Source organism: Mesomycoplasma molare (assembly GCF_024918955.1).
GTDB classification, from domain to species: domain Bacteria; phylum Bacillota_I; class Bacilli_A; order Mycoplasmatales; family Metamycoplasmataceae; genus Mesomycoplasma_A; species Mesomycoplasma_A molare.
Genome location: NZ_CP103423.1, coordinates 355223 through 374832, shown reverse-complemented (window position 1 = coordinate 374832; position 19610 = coordinate 355223). Strand labels below are relative to the sequence as shown.

At 24.0% G+C, this 19610-nt stretch carries 11 protein-coding genes and 1 riboswitch; of the genes, 1 reads left to right on the top strand and 10 read right to left on the bottom strand.

The genetic code is table 4. The features are described from left to right. From NX772_RS01725 to NX772_RS01710, 4 genes are all read right to left on the bottom strand, one after another. Entirely contained in the window at positions 1-1056 is a 1056-nt protein-coding gene (locus NX772_RS01725) for an ABC transporter permease (protein ID WP_036450426.1), read from the bottom strand. Position 1057: 1 nt separating this feature from the next. Continuing rightward, positions 1058-4123: an ABC transporter substrate-binding protein gene (locus NX772_RS01720; protein ID WP_027123647.1), complete on the bottom strand. Its 3066-nt coding sequence runs from the start codon at positions 4121-4123 to the stop codon at positions 1058-1060. Positions 4124-4134: 11 nt separating this feature from the next. After that, positions 4135-9489 (bottom strand): PDxFFG protein, encoded by a 5355-nt coding sequence (locus tag NX772_RS01715; protein ID WP_027123648.1) that lies wholly within the window; start codon positions 9487-9489, stop codon positions 4135-4137. Positions 9490-9785: 296 nt separating this feature from the next. Beyond that, positions 9786-13049, bottom strand: a complete 3264-nt coding sequence (locus NX772_RS01710; protein WP_051542228.1) for an exo-alpha-sialidase — start codon at positions 13047-13049, stop codon at positions 9786-9788. 75 nt (positions 13050-13124) lie between these two features. Between NX772_RS01710 and NX772_RS01705 the strand changes: the two genes are divergently transcribed. After that, positions 13125-13943 (top strand): Cof-type HAD-IIB family hydrolase, encoded by an 819-nt coding sequence (locus NX772_RS01705; protein ID WP_051542230.1) that lies wholly within the window; start codon positions 13125-13127, stop codon positions 13941-13943. 12 nt (positions 13944-13955) lie between these two features. On the opposite strand, the gene NX772_RS01700 is transcribed toward NX772_RS01705, so the two are convergent. From NX772_RS01700 to NX772_RS01675, 6 genes are all read right to left on the bottom strand, one after another. Next, a complete protein-coding gene (locus NX772_RS01700; RefSeq protein WP_051542232.1) occupies positions 13956-14495 on the bottom strand; it encodes a hypothetical protein in 540 nt (179 codons plus the stop codon). Between the two features lie 74 nt (positions 14496-14569). Then, positions 14570-14659, bottom strand: a riboswitch (TPP riboswitch). Positions 14660-14720: 61 nt separating this feature from the next. Then, the gene (locus NX772_RS01695) at positions 14721-15323 is read right to left on the bottom strand and encodes a ribonuclease HII (RefSeq protein ID WP_027123650.1); all 603 of its coding nucleotides are present in this window, start codon (positions 15321-15323) and stop codon (positions 14721-14723) included. A gap of 3 nt (positions 15324-15326) precedes the next feature. Continuing rightward, complete coding sequence (locus tag NX772_RS01690) at positions 15327-15878, bottom strand: inorganic diphosphatase (protein WP_027123651.1); 552 nt, start codon at positions 15876-15878, stop codon at positions 15327-15329. A gap of 87 nt (positions 15879-15965) precedes the next feature. Continuing rightward, positions 15966-16685 carry a PQ-loop repeat-containing protein gene (locus NX772_RS01685; RefSeq protein ID WP_027123652.1) on the bottom strand — a complete coding sequence of 240 codons (720 nt, stop codon included), beginning with the start codon at positions 16683-16685 and terminating at the stop codon, positions 15966-15968. Continuing rightward, on the bottom strand, positions 16678-18081 hold the full coding sequence (locus tag NX772_RS01680; protein WP_027123653.1) for an MSC_0618 family F1-like ATPase beta subunit: 1404 nt from the start codon (positions 18079-18081) through the stop codon (positions 16678-16680). The genes NX772_RS01685 and NX772_RS01680 overlap by 8 nt, the downstream gene beginning before the upstream one ends. Before the next feature lie 2 nt (positions 18082-18083). After that, the gene (locus NX772_RS01675; RefSeq protein WP_027123654.1) at positions 18084-19607 is read right to left on the bottom strand and encodes an MSC_0619 family F1-like ATPase alpha subunit; all 1524 of its coding nucleotides are present in this window, start codon (positions 19605-19607) and stop codon (positions 18084-18086) included. Between the last annotated feature and the right edge of the window lie 3 nt (positions 19608-19610).

Sequence of the window (19610 nt, the reverse complement as noted above, 5' to 3'; positions counted from 1 at the left end):
TTAAGCTCCCTTTCTTCTAATTCTAGGATCAATAACTTCATACAAGATGTCACGAGCAGCATAAGAAATAATTGTTAAGAAAGAGTAAATAACAATTAAAAATAAAATTACATTATAATCTTTTGTTTGAATAGCTTGTAATAATGTCGCTCCTGAACCGGAAATAAAGAAAATTTGTTCAATAAATATACTTCCAATAAATGATCCAAAAATTACAGCAGGGAAAAATGTTGCTATCGGGAATAAAGAAGGTTTTAAAGCATGCATTCAAACAAATCTACTTTTAGATAAACCTTTAAGATAAGCAAATTTAGCATGCACAGAATTAAGTTCTCGATTTAATTCTGTTCTTATATATTTTATATAAACAATAATACTTCCTAACGAAAGAGCTAATCCGGGTAGAATATATGTAAATAAATCTTTATGATCGAAAATATAAGGTAATCTAATTAATCTTCCTAAAAATACTAATATTAAGGCAAAAATTATTGAAGGAACTGATGAAAAGATACTTACTAAAAAGGTTGATACATTATCAAGAACGCCCCCTGGATTTTTACCAACTCATATTCCGATAGAAATCCCAATTGAAACAGTTAAAACAACGGAAAAAATTCCAATTAAAAATGATTTATAAAATCTCTCTCAAATAAATGAATTTATTTCTTGACCTGGAAATAAAGATAGAGAAATACCAAAATCACCTTTAAATAAACCGGCTAAATAGTTTAGATATCTTTGGAAAATAGGTAAATTTAATCCATATTTAATTTCAACAGCTTTTCTAGCGGATTCATCTAAACCAGCTGTTAAGGTATTTGATCCAGGAACTGCATTAATTAAAAAGAAAGTTATTGTAATAACAATTAATCCAATGATAAAGAATTCTAAGAGAATTTTTGAAAATCTTATAAAGGTTTTTAGAAAAGGAGAATCAATAGCTAAAAACTTGTCTTTTAAAGACAAATCTTTATTTCTATTATTAGTAAAATAAACTAAATTATTATCATAATAATACTTTTTATTATCTATTTTTTTCTTTATTAATTCCATTTTAAACTCTCTTTCTAGGTAATCCAGCTAATGGTGGATTAGTGAAATCGTAGGCATATTGTAAAGCGAATGTATATAAAGAATCTACACCCGCAACTTTTGTTATTTCTCAATTAGTATCCACTTCCATTAAAGGAACCACAAAAGCACCATCTCTTATAATCTTTTCTAATTCTCCAATAAATAAGTATACTAATTCTTGAGTTCAACCTTCTTTAAATTCAGCTTCAGTGAAATTTCCGGAAAAGAAAGCAGAAATTCTATCAGAATAATTATTTCTATTTTCTGTATTTAGTTGCAGTGATAATTCAATAAATTTATTTCAAAAATCTAATGAAACATAATTTTCTTTAGTTATTGATTGATTGAATTTTAATCTTTGTTTTGTATCTTTGGTAATATTTGCAATTTGATCAACGGTAAAAAAGTTAGTTATATAATTAATGTACATCTTTTTGAGACGACTGATTTTAATGTTGTTATTATTAATTAAAAAATACTCTAATGCACTTTTTATGAAAAATGCGTTATATATTTTTACTTCATTTTCATTTAATTCTTTAGCAAATGCATCACTTAATAATAAACTAGATTTAGAAGCGAATGATGATATTTCTAAATTGGAAAGGTTTTCTTTATTTTTTAATAAAGTATATTCGCTATTTAATTCATCAATAGATTTCAATTTATTATCTATATTTAGTAAATAAGAATTTAAAATATTTTGAATTTTTTCTTGATTTGATGATTTACTATCAATTTGATCTAACAATAAATTAGCTATATATTCACCATAAGTGTAAGAACCTACAGGATTTTCTTTAAATGCTATATTTTTTTGTAATAAGCTATCAATTTCATCATTAGCAAAAAATACCGAAACATAATCATGAGCACCTGAACCACCTAATTTATCATAATTTTGATAAATTATGTCATATTTACCTTCTTCTATAAAGGAAGCAAAAGTATTTTCTGGTAAGCTTTTTAATTCAATATTAACATATGAACCTAAAACTTTTAAAACTGATTCTTTCAAAAATAGTCCAGCTTTTTTTTGTTCATCTGAAGAATTGTTTAAAAATGTTAGATGAACTTGTTTTAAATTAGGGTGTTTACTTTTAAAACGCTCTAGATAATATTGAGCTGTTTCTTTATCAAAAGCAAAATCACCTCTTATTGTTTTTTCAAAAGTATATCCTTTTGATAAATGAACTAAAAAGTCATAATTTTGTAATTGAAATTCTTTATTATTTTTTGCATTCGAACTTAAATCTCCAAAATAAGTTTCAATGTTTTTACCATCGAATGTTCTATATTGACCATAAGAAGTTCAAGTATTTACGGGGAATGAAAAGTCTCAACCAACGTATTTTATAGCATCTTCTCTATTTATTGAATAGTAAATTGCATTTCTTAAATCTTGATCTTGAATATAACTATTAGCATTTGTTTCATTATCTAAATTAAAACCATAAGCAATTGTTCCATAACCTTGATTTTTATTTAAATAATTTTTGTATTCTTCACTTGATCAATATTTATTTATTTTTGAAGCTGGAATATATGTTTGAGAAATATAACCATCTTCAAAAAATGTAGCATTTGTATTTCTATCTGTTGAGAAGTAGATTTTTATCTTATTAGAAATTGTATTTTTAGAATCGTAATAATCTTTATTTTTTTCTAAAACGATTTGTCCTTGTGGACCTAATATGATTTCATCTTGATTTATTTTAAATGCTCCACTTGTTAAAAATTTCTTTGGTTCTGAACCAAATTTATCAATTCCGCCAGCAACAGTTTCAATGTATTTTCTATTTGCTGGGTATAAATTAGTATAAATACTTGCAATTAAATATATAATACTTGGTGTTTTGTTTTCATCAAAAATCAAAGAAAAACTATTTTCCGATTCTGCTAATTGTTTATATTTAGCAAAAATATTATCTTGTGTTTGTGAAAATTCTTGATACGGATTCACAAATACATTTGGAACTAAAGTAATATCTTGAAATTTATCTTTTTCATCTTTTGCATTTTCATTAACTAAAATTTTAAACTTTTGACTTTCATTACGCAATGCTAATTTAAAACTAGGATTATATTTTAAATTGGCATTAATTATTTCATTAGAATAGTCTAAAAAGAGTTGTCCTGTATAAAAACCAAAATCTAATGCAGCGGCTTTTATTTCTTCGACTTCTTTTGTGTCTAAAGGATTACCTTGTTTATCTTTGGTTTGTGATGTTCACACTTCTTGATTTGGATCTTGAATATACTCATTTCTTTCATTCAATATATATTTTCTACGACCTCAAGGGTTTTGATAAATTTTATTAAATTTTTGTAAATAATCTTTTTGAGCATTTATAAATCTTTCTGTGCTTCTAATTCCATATTTACGAACTTGATCTAATCTTTGAGAACCTGTATTTAAATCCAAAATATACTCTAAATAATCCCTTAAGTCCTGAGCACTTATAATATCTCCATTACTTCAAAGATTTTGTTTATTGTTAACAAAACCTGTAAAAGCAAAATAATTATTAGAATTCTTAGGACTTCTAAAGGCGTATATGGAAGCGTTTCTTCTTAAATCACCTATTGAACTTTTGCCAAGTCCCCCAACAAAACCAATATCTGCTAGTCTTAAAAACGAACCAGTTACTCTACCATAACCATCATTTGTTTCTAATTCGCTTTTTAATTTAAAGAAATCATTAAAATTATTTGAATCATTACCTTTTTCATCTTTAGTATTTGATGTATCTATCATAACCATATTAAAATCATTTACATTTATTATTGATTTTAAATTAGCGCTAGGTCCTGATTTAGCAAAAGGATCAATTAGTGCTGGTAAAACTTTATCTAAAGATTTATAGCGAATATAATTTAAATTATTAATTGGCTCAGTGGCTAAACCAAAATCATAATTTTTAGAAATCTTTTTATCTACAAAATTATTTTCGGTTGAGTTAGAACAAGAAGTAACTATTAAGGCTAATAAAGGCAAATTAATTACACTAGAATTAATTAAAATTTTTCTAAGTTTTTTATTCATTTTTTTCCTTTCTAACCTGTTATATTAAATTGATAATCTATATCAATGATTGTTTTGTTACTTTCGTTTTTATACATCTTGATAGAAGCTTGTAAGTCTGTTTTTCCGTTTTCAGAAATACTACTTAAATCTCCTAAAGAAACTTCAGAAACAAAATTATTATTTTCATCCACAAAATCGACAAAATATTTATGTTTAGGTTTTAATAGTGTATCTCTATATTTCGCCATAATTCCATAATCAGAAACCCAAGATGAATAACCCAAGTCATTAAGTGTTACTTTTGAATTAATATCTCCTTGTTTTGATAAATAAAATAGATTATTAGTATCTTTAAAATTCACTTCTAAATATTTCACTTCATTTGTAAAAATATCTGTAAATCTAATTCTTTTTATCTTATTAGCTTCTTCGTTTTTGACAAAACCATATAAAGCTACTGCATCTTTTTCTTTATTTCTAAAAAGACCCGAAACTTTTCTATTTCCGACACCATAATTTAACACTTGAGATACAAAAAAAGCTTTTGCTCTAGTGTTAATTTTATTACCATCAAAATCTTTTAATCTTATAGTATTGTCAACTATTTCATTTCTTTGATCGTCATATAACTCTAAACCTATTTTTTCTTTTTCTACTTTATCTTTAAAGTAACCATTATTTCTAGTCATAAAATTCCCAAAGTATGATGATGTTTTATCATCGTCTCTAGGAGTTATATTTCTACTAATATAAGAACCATAAATTTTATTTTTAATAGGTATTACTTTATCAAATCTTCTGTCTGTTGCTTCTTTTATTTTGCTTGTAATTTCTTTTATTTTTTTGTCCAATTCTTCAATTTCTTTACTTCTATCTCTACCATCTGAAGAATTTAACATAATTTCTTGAACTTGTTGTCTATATATAGAAATTATTTGTCTGTACTGCTCAATTGTTTCTGCTGCTTCTATATAAATATTTTTAGTTAAAGGTATATATTCTTCAAATTTAATTGCTCTACCAGCTTGAGAAATACTTGAGGCAGAAACGTCAAAATTGTTTTTTCTTTCATTTCAAATTCTTAATTCTGTAGCATCAACTACATAATCTAAACCGGTTTTACTTTCACTTAATCCCTTTAAATAATTTGGTAAATTACCAAAATCAGAAAAACTTGGTACATAAGTTGTTTGAACATAATCTCTTGTTAAAGTTTCTGCAATACTGTAAATATAATCAGTAAATTTGTCTGAAATAGATGGTTCAACTCTTGTTAAATTATAATTAATAACATCTGTACTTGGTTTTCCATTATTAAAAGAGTTGAAAACTAATTCTCCTAATGTTATCCTTTGTGCAATTCCGTTATTTTTTCAGGTAATTATATTACCGATTAATCTATATAAATCTTGAGTATTAATTGTTTCTAAAATTTCGCTTAAATTATTTTCGTGTTCTAAAGTTTTTATAATAAAATCTTTTAAAATACTTTGTAATTTATTGGCATCATATTTAATTTCCTGATCAACTTTAGAAAAAGCATTTAAATCAAAAACTATACCTTCTAGAAAATCAGGGTTATGCATTTCAATTCCAAATTCTTTTGAAAATATAGCCTGATTATTAACTAATTCTTTTATAGGATTAAAATCCTTAATTGTTAAAAAATAATGAGTTTTTCTAAATCTTTTCATTAATTCATTCGCAATGAATTGTTCTGAAGCATTTCTAATTTCCTCTTTTTTAGAAGCTTGTTCTTTTTCATTGGCTAATAATGATTCTTTAAATTTATCAAAATTAAATTTTGTTTTTACATATTCAATATCTCAATTAAAAGTTGGTTCCTGTTTTGAAGTCAAAGAATTAGTTTTAACATTTACTAATGTAGCTTTTGAAAAGTCTATAGATGCAAATTCAAAAAAGTTTTTTAAATTATTAAATGCTATTGTTTTTTCTTTTCTATTAGCATTTGTTGTTAATTCAATTACAGATATAGAATTAGAAAAAGCAAAATATAAATTAGTTCCGTTTTCAGAACTCTCAAAATTTTTAGAAGGAGTATTAAATGCTATTTTATTAACTAAAGATTTAATTTTTTCTATATTTTTACTATTAAATGCATTTCTTAATTCATCATTAGATGAAATTTGATTTTGTTCATTTAAAAATATAAATTCAGGACTTTCAAATAACTGATTCGAATTTAAAATATTAGTACCGAATCTTGCGAATAAATAAGCTGGATTAGTTTGAATTTTACCATTTACTGGAATATCAAAATTTTCTGAAACTGTTTTTATATTATTTTCTAATCCATTTTGATACATATTAAATAAAAATCTAGATTGTCCTCTGGCAACTAATGGGAAACTAAATTTAATTTCTGAATTGTAATTATCATTTGAGCCATTCACAAATGTTAAAACGTTTCCTATTTGTCCCTCATATGCTCTACCTGAACTTCTATTATCTTCAAAATTTTTAGCTACTTCAATTATATTATTAACTTGTAGTCCAAGTTCTTCGTTAGAATTGATAGATAAATATTCTTTGGAATTTCTTGGATTGTTTTCTTCTAGTAATTTATTGTTTTCGGGATTAATTTCAGAATTATCATTTCTGTTTAGTAAGTTAGATTTTAATATACTTCCAGATTCACTTGATAAAAAAGTTCTAAATGAAGGAGAAATAGTACCTCCTAAAAAAGAATTGCTTGTATTTCAACCCGAGCTTATGAAAGTAGTAACTACCGTATTTTCTAAACTAGTTTTTATACTATTAGTTCTTTCTTTAATGAAATCTAAGGAAGCTTTATCTAAAGGTTCATTTAAAGGAATATTGATTACAGGTGTTCCATCAGCATTAAACATTCTTATTTCTTTTGCAAGTGTTTGTTTTGTACCATCTTCTGCTATTTTTTCTTCTAGTTTAACTATTTCTAGATCAAAAGTAGTATCACTAGTAAAGGTTACTAAATCAGATATTTTATTTCCTTTACCATCTGTTAATTCATTTAAAATATTTTTTAAAGTTACTGTTTCAGCAACATAAGTTGTTTTTTTAACACCATCAATTTCTATTTCTTTTTTAACAAATGATTTTGTAGAACCGCTTATTTCAGGATTTAGTGTTCCAGAATGTTCATCAAAAGAATTTGCTAAAAATAAATCTCTAAGTTTTACATTTCTTAGTTTTGCAGCTTCTTCTAAACCTTCAAATGTTTGTAAAAATCTTCTTTCTTTATTTTTTATAACTGAATAAATATCAGCTTTAGGATTAGCATTTCCTCAAATATCATTATCACTTTCAGTTACTTCACTTCCGTCATCTTTAATGTATTTAAATCTAATAAATTGACCTTTTTCTGATGGTTTACCAAAAGCATTTACTCTTTCAAAATCTAGATTACTTCTTGCTAGTAAGTAATTTTTTAAACCGATTTTAGAATAATATGAATCTATATTTATTCCTGATCTTGTTCCTAATCCACCAATAACTAGTGCATTTTCACCTGTATTTAAAGCTTTATTTTGATCTAAAGTAAAGTGATGTCCATACTCATGGGCAGTAACATATTTTAAAAAGTCAATAGAAATTCCTTGAAAATCGTCTAAAGTTGCTCCTAATACTAAAGGTAAACCTATTCTATCTGAACTTTGGAAGCCTCTAAATTCTCCATTCTCTAATGAGTATTCATAATAACCTTTGTCATTAAGTTTTTTAGCAATATGCGGACCGTTTTGTTTCTTTAATAAATGAGGATATTTTTTTGTAATTGATTTTATAATACCTGAATATGTTTCATAATAAACTTGGTAATTTCTAGAATCTAGTCCTGTTATAGGATTTCCGTCTTCATCTTTTAAAGAAAGATTTTCAGGTCCATATGATATAGTAACAGGGTTTAAACTACCTTTATAACCTAAAGCTTCTTTTAAAAATTCAAATTCCTGTTCAAATTCATCTATGTTTTTAGAGTCATATATTACTGTATTTTCTTCGTTTTGACTATTGACAAATGTAATATGTAATTTTGCATCAACAACGTCAATATCTTTAACTGTTAACTCTACTAATTTTGCTTTTATATCTTCTGGTAAATTACTATAGTTTTTTAGAGTTTTATTTTTATTTAAAGCTTCAATTTTAGATTTATAAAAATACTTTTTATTATTTTCTGTAAATTCAAAGATTTTTCTATTTTTATAAGAAGTTACATCATAAAAATCTAAAAAATGTTTAATATCTCTATCAATTTCGGATTTTAAAGTATAGTAACTTACTAATCATTTACTACTAATTTCCCCCTCTGTCATTCTTAAATTTAATTTATTGTTTGAATCTAAATTGGGAAATGTTAATTCTAATGTAAAAACTGGATTAGAATCATTTAATACAGAGTTAGTGGATGTTACAATAGCTTTTTCTAGAGAAGAAAAAGGAAAGTTATTAATGTTTAATTTATTTTCTTTTAAAATTTTTGTATATTCTTCTTCTGTTATATCTTTATTAAATAATAATGTTCCTCTTCCGTTTTCTCCAGCTGTTCTATTTGGTAAAACTTTAAATTCTTTATTTAGCAGTTTTGAAGGTATTAATAAAGAAAGAAAGGCGTTGTTTTCGCTAGATGAATTAGCGTTTTTTATTGCGCTTATTGAAGGAATACTTTTTAAAAATACATCTATAGTTTTTTTATCTTGTAAATTTCTAAAACCTAAATAAGTTAAAGAATCTGTAGAATTACCTCTACCCGAAAGTTCTGAGTAAATGGGTAGTGAACCAAAAAAAGCATCGGGGAAAAATTTTATTTCACTTACTTCCTTATGTAAAGTAGAGTGTGAACCTAGTGTTATAGCATTACCATTTTGTTCTACCCCAGGAACCAATCTAAAGCTTTCTAAAGTAACTAAATCCGGTCCTCAAGAAACGTTTGTAAAAAACCATTTTGTAAATTCGATAAATTGTTTTGGTCTTACTGCTAGTACATATTCATTATAAAAAGAAAATGATCCATATTTAACTTCTAATATAAAACTTTCTTCGTATTTTTCATAATATTTTTGAAAAAAATCTTCAAAATTATATTTTGTATTAGGGTTATTTTTAAATCAAAATTCTGTCCCTTCCTCATTCAATAATGCTACTGTTTGTTTTTTTAAAGGATCTTTAACACTCAATTGTGGTTTTAAATTTCTATCGCTATCATAAATTTTAGAATAATCATTTTTTAATTCTTCAGAAGTTAAGTTCGATTTTGAACCATTAACTTCATCTGAAAGATTAGCAAATAAAAAAGCACCCCCTATTGCTGCTGCACTACTTGTTAAAATAATTCCACTAGAAATTAATACTTTTGCGGTTAAACTTAACTTTTTTTTCAACATTTTCACTTCTTTCTTAATTAATAAAATAAAAATAAAATCTTTACTTTTTTTGAAAATTAGTTATTATCTAATTTCTTATAAAGTAAAGATTTTGAAATTATTTTAATGATTTAAAAAACATATTTTAACTTAATAGAAATTAAACAAATAAATAAACAAAGGTAGTCATAATAATTGAATTACCCTTTTTAACACAAATAGTATTGTTAATTTGTTTATTCATTTTTTCCTTTTCTTTTTTTTATTTTAATATTATACACTTTTTTAATAAAAATGTAAATAATTTTAGTTTCTTATTAAGCTTGTGATTCTTTGTTTGTTATTCATAATCTAAATCTATCTATTTGAATTTCTTCCCCATTGGGTCTATTTCTATCAAAACCATTATTTATTATTTTAAATTTTTCTGATGCTTCATACACAGAAACAAAATCTATATAATCTTCTGTTACCTTTGTAACTAATGCGTAACTATAAACAAAATGTTCTCTTTCGTTTTTGTCATATTTAAATAACTCTGTAAAATTAGAAAATGTATCATCTGTTATAAACAATGCTCCATTTCTTCTAATGTTATTTTTTGGAAGAGAAAAAATAAAATATTTCTTATTTTTGTAATTAAAATAACTTAAACCACTAAATACATTCCCATCATAATTCTTACCTAAAATTATTTCTTTACCCTTATTCGTTGTATTATCGGGACTAGTTCAAGTTAGCCCACCGTCAGTGCTTTTAGAAATATACATTTTATGATCTTCTCTACCTCAAGAAATTGAATTTCTAGCTAGTCAATAAATTTCACCATCTTCTGTTTCTATAAAAGATGATTCAGATAAATTTTCTTTAAATCCTGTAGGTTCAAACTTTCTTCATGTTTTTCCAAAATCAGTACTAAATATGTAGTATAAGAAGTGTTTATTGGAAACCGAATACATAGGAATTAAAATTTTTCCATTATTTTCTGGATTCTTTTGATGTTTTAATTGTATACTATTACCTACACCAGTACCAACAAATTTATGGTTTTTTCTTTCTTTAGATAAAGACATATCAATTCACTGAAGATTTCCTCATGTTTCACCATTATCATAACTTTCCAACGTTGCAACATGACTATTTTTAGCTATAGCATAAAAAGCATCTCTAGGTTCATCTAATATACTATGATTAGTTTTTTTATTTTTTAAATTTTCTATATTCGAAAAATCTTCTAAATCTACATTCTCATAGACCGATCCAGAAATACTCTTGGTTGCTGGATCATAATTTAAATCTACATAAGTTTTTGTCTCTTCTAAAACAGTATTTTCATTAAAATTTGAACTATTAAAGTTAACTCCTTCGGGTAAAATATATCTTCTAAATCAATTATTTTCATTATTTACTTTCTTAAGAACAGAAACTCTAGTATCAAAATTATTTCCATTATTTAACTTTGTTCATAATTTTAAATAAGCAACATCATTAACATAAATTCATGGATTTCCATCTAATAAATGAGGTATTCCAGTGTTAGTTCCTGGGAAAACGTCAAAAATATAATGTAACTTAGTTTTTGAAGAATTACTTTTCTCATCAAAGTAATCTATTTCTGTCATTACCCCGTCAATAACTATTCCTTTACCATTCTTTTTAGGAATAGACATTTTCACAATTTCCTTATTTTCTGATCATGTTCTACCGTTATCTTTTGAAATTTTAAATACTTGAGTTATTTCATTATTATAATCAGATTCATTATCAACCCTTCTATCTATAGTACTTAAAATATCTCCATTTTTTAATTTTAAAATTGTAGGTATTCTATATGAATGTGAATTATCTTCATTATGAGCAAATAATGTTTCACTACTTAATCTTTTAATTTCGAAACCATCATGCTTTAAAATTTTACCTATTTCATTATTACTAATGAAAGGATTTTTTACAACTTTAAGACTGTATGTATTATCGAAATTAGAAATCACTATTTCTTCGGAATTTTCATCAGAATTATCATTTTGTATTTGATTTTTATTTATTATAAAATAATTTTTATTATTATCTTCTTCATAAAAAACATCTTCAGCATTATTATCAAATTTTAAAATTAATATTTTTTCTTCAATATTGATATTGTTTTTATTTAAAATTTTTAAAAGATTATTTTCAATAATTTTAAGTAATTTGTTTTTTATAGCACCTTTTTCTTCTTCTGAAAAATTGTTTAAAAACAATTCGTTAATTAAATCGTTTATATCTGTATTAATTAATTCGTTTTTTATTTTCAAAGTTATAAAAGAATATTTTTCATATTTATCAATATTTTTAATAAATGATTTATCTAAGTCAATTTCAATATTGAAAGAAAGTAAAGATTCGATAGAAAGTTTTTTATTTAAATTTGAAATATCAAATTTTATTGTTTCATCTATATTATTAGCTTCTTCTTTTTCGTGAATCAATATTTCTTCTAGTAAATATTCTTCTCCTAATTTAGAGCCTTGTACATCGAAAAAAAGTCTCTTATTAATTTCGTCATATTTTTTAATGTTAGCATAACTAAATTCTTTAGAATTATCAGTTGACTTAGAAAATTTAATTTTTACTTGATCATTTATATTGTTAAAATCGATTTTTATTTTATTTAATGCTATATTACTTAAAGTAAAATCTATTTTTTTGTTTTTTTCTGAATCTAAATTAGTAATTAATGCCTCTCTGATATCATAATCTAATTTTGAGTTTAATCCTAATTCAGTCTTAGCAGGAGATACAAAATTAATATTCAAATTTTCATTGTTTCCTAAATTAATTTCATTACTTAAACTATTATTAATATTAAACTTTGTATAAAGTGGCTTATCTAAAAAATTAGCACTTCTTAAAGTGTATTTTTTGGACGGAACAAGATTTGTTAAAGTATCTTGTAAAAAATATTTATTATTTTGAAATTTTAAATCTGAATTTATGGAAATAAATTTTTCATTATATTCATCGTCAAAATAACTAAACGTTAATTTTACTTTATTCTTTTCTCCTATTTTAAAATTATCATCACTTAGTACTCCAATTTTAAAACCAACTTCATTTGTGTTTAAAAAAGAAATAGAAACTCTTTCTAAATCTATTTTTGTATTAGAGGGTTCTATAGAAAAAATAATATTTTTGCTACTTAAGTCTTTAGAATTAACTTGATCAAAAATAGATCTCACAATATATTCTCTGTTAAAATTTAAATTCTCAAAATAAAAAATTAATTTTTTTTCTTTTTCAACTAACTCATGTTTATAAGAAGTAAATTTATTTTTATTGTTATCTTCTATTAACAAATGCCAATTATTATTTTTAAATTCTTTTGTTGAATCAACATAAAATAAAATAGAAACTTTATTTTCTTTTTTGTCAATAATTTGAGGATTATTAAATTTAATCTCATTTTTAAAATCTACATTTTCTGTATTTTCAACAACTTGTTGATTACAAGAAATTAAATAACTGGTAGATAATAGTAAACTGGAAATTTTTATTATAGATAAAGATGTTTTTTTATTTAATTTATTTTTAATATTTTTCACAAAATAATTTTAGCACTTTAAATTAAAAAATAATTAAAATTTAAAAATATAAATAATTTTTATTATAATAAAATAATGATTAAAAAAATGATATGCTATTCGGATGTCGATGGCACAATTTATGGACCTGATTTTAAAGTTTCTGTAGAAACTAAAAAAGACATCTTAAGATTTCAAAAAGAAGGAGGAGAATTTGTTATTTCAACTGGAAATCCTGCTTTTGATAGACATCAAAATTTGGCTAGTGAATTAAATGTAAGATACTTAATAACCTCTAATGGTGGTGCTATATTTGATAACCAAGAAAAAAAATATATTTACACTAATCCTTTTTCTTTAAAAACACAGGAATTAATTATCTCTATGGCAAAAAAATTTAATTCACAACTAAATTATTGAACAGATAAAGACTATTATACTTTTAATCCCAAACTAGAATTTAAATATTCATATGCTTATTCATTATTTTCCGATACCAACGTTAAAATAAACGATAAAACCGATAAAAATGTAGTTAAAATGGAATTATTTGATTCAGAAGAAAATATTGCTAAAATTTACGAAGAAATTAAAAATGAAAAAATTAATATTGTTTTTATGAAAAAAAATCATCTTGAAATAACTGCACACAATTCTTCTAAAGGTAATGCTGCTAAATGATTTAGTGAAAATATTTACAACGAAGATATTAAAAATTCAATGACAATCGGTGATAGTCCAAATGACTGATCCATGCTAGTTATAAGCGACTTTTCCTATGCTATGGAAAATTCAAGAGATAATACCAGAGAAAAAGCTAAATTTTATACATCAACATATAATCAAAATGGTGTTGGTTTAGCTTTGAGAGATTATGTCGATAGAGTAAAATCTAAAAATAATTCAGGGAATTAATTAAAATCAGGTTTAAAAACCTGATTTTAATTTGCTTGAAAAATTTTTGTTTAATTTTTTAGCTAAATAGATATATAAAGGGAGTCCTACAAAAAATATTATATAACCTAATAAATTCAATCCAAACGATAATAAAAAGTAAAATATATCTTTTTTTATTATAGGTTCTAAATATTCCTTGAAAAATATAATTCCACTTATTGAATGACTAATAAGAACTAAAAAAGTCATTAAATAGGCAAAAAGATAAATATAGTGATTTTTAAATTTATTACCTAACCCAACTAAAGAAATTAGTATTAAAGGAATGAAATAATCTAAAAAATAAACGCCTATTCTAGATTCTATTTTTTCAACGTAAAAAATTCCGGAAATTAAGAAAGAACTAAATATTGGACTAATTAATGATATATAAATTAAAACCGATATTAAAGTAATAATAGGTCCAAAAATTATTGAACTTAAGAGTATGGTAATTTCACTTAATTTCGCTATATTTCCTAAACCATTAGGTAAATCAGGGATAAATGATTCAATAATTTTAGTCACCATTATGAGCGATAAGATAAGAGCAGAAAAAACTATTTTCTTTATAATTGTCACGTTTTCCTTTCTGTTTAGACGCAACAAAAAAAGAAAGCAACTCCTTTCGTTGGTCTTAACCAAATCAAGTTATAGGGTATAATCTCAGCCTCTTGGCACCCCTGTGCTATAACAATTTTATTTTATCACATATTGGAATAAAAAAAATAAAGAACATTATAATTCTTTAATTTTCTATTTTTCTAAATATTTTTTAACAGGTTTAAAACTTATACGATGAATTGGCGTTATACCATATTTTTCTATTTGCTCTTTATGAAATTTAGTTGGATATCCTGCATTTTGTTCAAAATTGTATTCAGGAAATTTTTTTCCTACTTTTTTCATATATTTATCTCGCGTGTATTTTGCAATTATAGAAGCAGAAGCAATTGTTAAAGATTTAGAATCGCCTTTAGTTATATTAATTTGTTTTAATTTTGTATCTAATTTTATAAAATCTGTAATTACTAAATCTATTTTTGATTTAAATTTTTTTAAAGATTTTTCCATTGCTAATTTGGAAGCCTTTAAAATATTAATTTCATCTATTGTTTGTTCATCTATAAAAACAGTATGATATTCTACAGAATTCTCTTTTATAAGTTCTACAATATTTTTATGTTTTTCTTTTCTAATTTTTTTAGAATCATTAATTAATTTTGAATTAAAATCTTTTTTTAAAATAATACAAGTAGCAACTAATGGACCAGCAATACAACCTCTTCCAACTTCGTCACAACCAACAATTATTTTAGTATTTTCGTTTATAAAACTATCATCAAAAGCTTTTTTCATTGATTATAGATATTTTTCAGGATGCTTTTCTTTCATTAATTTTATGAATTCTTTTTTTGGTAAATGTGAGTATTGTTTCATTAGTTCTACACATTCATTATATTCATTTATAGCAAAATCAATACCTTCAAAACCACTTACTGAAGTAATATTTTCTCTTTTTCAGTTTTTGTAAGTACTAAAAAATATTTTCACTTCTCTCAATCATCATTCAGGTAAATCATCTAACGTTTTGATATTATCCAAACGATAATCATCTTCATGAATAGCAATTAATTTAGTATCTGTTTCGCCATCATCAATCATTTTCATTGCTCCAATAATTCTGGCATTCAATGCAACCCCAGGAACAAATGATTCCTCTGAATATACTAAAACATCTAATTCATCCCCGTCTCAATCTAACGCTTCTCTTAAAGAACCATAATTGGCCGGATATCTAAAACCGTCTCTTAAAATACGATCAACAACCATTTGTTGCTTTTCTCTATCGTATTCATATTTTATATTTGACCCTTTAGGGATTTCAATATTAACTGTAACTATTTTTTTCATAGTTTTAATTATATTACAAAGAATATTTTTTTAGAAATTTCTACAATTTTTTAAGTTTAAAAGTATTTTATTTAAAAAATTTTTATATTAAAATTTTGTTTTTTGTCGATTTAGAAAGGCAGTCACTCAATTTTTAAAAATCAAAATTAGTAATAATAAAAGATTTATAAAAACAGCTAAACTTGCTCATATCATCAATTGAATCATTTCATGCAACGGAACAGAAACTCCTTCATTAATATCTCATATGCCTAATAATCCTGCAATTAATCAATAAATAAATCAAGATAATTCAACTAAAAAAACCAGCGATTTGTAAAAGAGTGAGATCCCTTTAATTTCTTTTTTTCAAAAAATTTTAATAATTTGCGGAAGAGAAGCGAAAGCAATACAAAAACTACCGATGTTTATTAATATGCTGTTAATAATTGAGTTACTAAATTCTACTATTTTATTTATTTTTAATATTCCTATAGTAACAATGAAAAAATAAATTGTTACTAAAAATATAGTCATTGAGATGTAATGCTTATTTTTGGAATATTTATATAATAAAAAAAGCAAACTACTTAGTAAACTTAAATCTAAAAATGAAGATAAAAATAGAAAAATTGAAGTTTCGTTTTGAAAAATAGAATAAAAAAATCATGATATTAAACCTATCCAAAGAATTCAAAAAGTACTAAAACTTATGGTTCCTACTTTTTTTTCTCTAAAAGTTTTATATAACTGAGGCAATGTCGAAAAAGGTGTGATAATTAATGCTATAAAACCAACTATATTTTGAATAATAACTAAACTATGCATTTTTTTTATCTAGTTCCTCATCTGTTAATAATTCATTTGTTGACTTTATATAAAAAAATTCTTCAGGATCTCTTTTCAAATAGAGACCTTCATTTATTTTTTTTACAGATTCAATTGTATCTTTTAAAGGAACAAAGTCCCCTTTTTCTTTAATAAAATTCGATGCAGCATTCAATTTTTGAGAAAAAAAGTTGATTAATTGTAATGCTTTTTTAGCTATTACTCAATTTTCATAATCTAAGTTTTCTATTCCTAAAATCAATATTATTTCTTTTAATTCATTATATTTTTGTAGAATTCTCTTAGTTTCACTTAAAACATGAAAGTGTTTTTCTCCTATATTTTCTACAGTTGTTAAATTTGAATTTGAATTCAATGCATCAAAAGCTGGGAAAATATCACTAGAAGCTATATCTCTAGATAAAACCAAAACAGAATCTAAATGACTAAATACAGCTGTTGAACCAGGATCATTTATATCATCCATTGGTAAAAACACTGTTTGAAAAGAAGTGATACTTCCATTTTGATTTTGGTTTAATCTTTCTTCTATATATGCAACTTCAGAATTTAATGTTGGTTGATAACCTGCAGAAGATGGTTTTTTTCCTAAAGAAGCGGACAATTCATTTCCGGCTTGAATAAATCTATAGATATTATCTATAAATAATAAAATATCTTCTTTATTATTATCGCGCAAATACTCTGCAGCAGTTATTCCGTATGGTATTATTTTGTTTCTAGATCCGGGAGTTTCATTCATTTGCGAAATAAAAACAATAGATTTGTCTAAAAATTGAGCTTCTTTTAATTCCTCTAATAATTCTTGACCTTCTCTTATTCTTTCTCCTGAACCAATAAAAATAGGTGTTATTTTTTTATCTGAATTTGTTTTATTATTTGAAAGATTAAAGATCAATTCTTTCATTAGTATAGTTTTACCTACACCAGCTCCTCCGAAAATACCTAATTTTGCACCTTTAAATATAGGTGTAAAAAAATCAATTACTTTTATTCCTGTTTCTAAAAAAACTTTTTCTGTATTTTTGAAATTTTGTTTATTTATTGTAGAATCCATATCGATAAATTCAAATTGTAAATTTGGATTATTTAAAGATTCTCCCTTTATGTTAAAAATATTACCTTTTGTATTTTCGCCTACTGGAACTTTTAATTTACTATTGGCTAAAATCAATTCTTGATTAATATATAAATTGCTTTTGGAGCTTATTATAATTGCTCTTATTAGATTTTCAGAAATTATTTTTTCTATTAAAAGGAGATTATCTTTCGTTTCATCATACAAAATTTTACCAATTTCTAATTCAATTTTTATCTCGTTAGAAAATCGCACTTCAATAATATCGCTAGATATTTTAATAATTTTGCCTTTTATCATTATTCTCCTAAAACTTTCTTTATCATTTCTTTACTAATTTTTCTAAAAAATAATTCATTCTTTAATTTTCTATTTATATTTTTAAATTCGTAGTAACTATTAAATAAATGAATTACATATTCTTTTCAAATGTATTCATCTACATATTCACATTTCATATAGTTATCTAGAAAGCTTTTTGAAAGTCAATTTGTTTTAAATCATCTAAAAATAAAATTGATTAACTCTTTGTTTTCATCGCTTCAATTTAAAATATCTCACTTTATTATTTGTGAAATTAAAATTAACTCTGAATTTTTATAGAGAGAATCAAAATCTTTTTGTATCAAGAATTTTTCTATATTTTTCCCTTGATTTAAAATTTTAGAAAAGGTTTTTGAAATGTTAAAATTCAAATCTGTCAAATTTTTATTTTTAAGATAAGTATTATAAATTTTATATATTTCTTTAGATATTTTTGAAGTTCTTGAATCTTGTACAGATGCACCTGTACGAGAAACAGAAATTGAAAAGTTGATTGCTGGAATTATTCCTAAATTAAATAATTCTGCATTTGTAATAATTTGCCCATCTGTTATAGAAATTAAATTAGATGCAATTAAAGAAGTTATATCTCCAGAATTAGTTTCAATTATTGGTAAAACAGTTATACTTCCAGAATTTTTAAAATTTCCACCTCTTTCTAATAATTTTGAATGCATAAAAAAGATATCCCCAGGAAACGCTTCTCTTCCAACAGGTTTATTAATTAGTAAAGAAATTTCTCTATAAATATTTGCATGTTTTGATAAATCATCTAAAACTAAAACTACATCAAAATTGTTTTTTTCTAAATTTTCAGCATGAGCCATTGCTACATAAGGTAGTAAAAATTGTTCATATGAATTATCAGGACTAGCATGAATAATTATTGTTTTTGATAAACAATTATTCTTTTTTAAAATACTAAATACTTCTGAAACAGAATTTTGTTTTTGACCAATAGATGCATAAATAAATTTAACATTTTCTTCGTTTTTATTATTTATTAAAGAAGATAAGGAAATAAAAGTCTTTCCTGTTTTTCTATCACCTATAATTAATTGTCTTTGCCCTCTTCCTATAGGAGTGAATAAATCTATACCAAAATATCCTGTTTTTAAAGGTGTGTTTAATTTTTCTCTAAATTTTATGTCTCTTGCAGTAGAAAATATTTTACTTTGGCCATAAGAAAAATCTTCCTTAGAATCAAACTTAATTTCTTCCTTATTTAATAAATTTCCGTTTATATCAATTATGTTTCCGAAATACGATTCTTTTGTTTCAATACTTTCAAAGGAATATGTTTCAATTTCTGTGTTTATATTTATTTTCGAATTAGTATTAGAAATAATTAAATTTGCTTTCTTATTTGAAGCATCTAATAAGAAAGCATTTGTGTCGTTGTTAATTTTAAAAAATTGATTTTGAGCATAATCAAACTCTCCTTCAACTTCAATTAAGGAATTATTTATTGATTTTATAATAGGATTATTTTTTTTCATTTT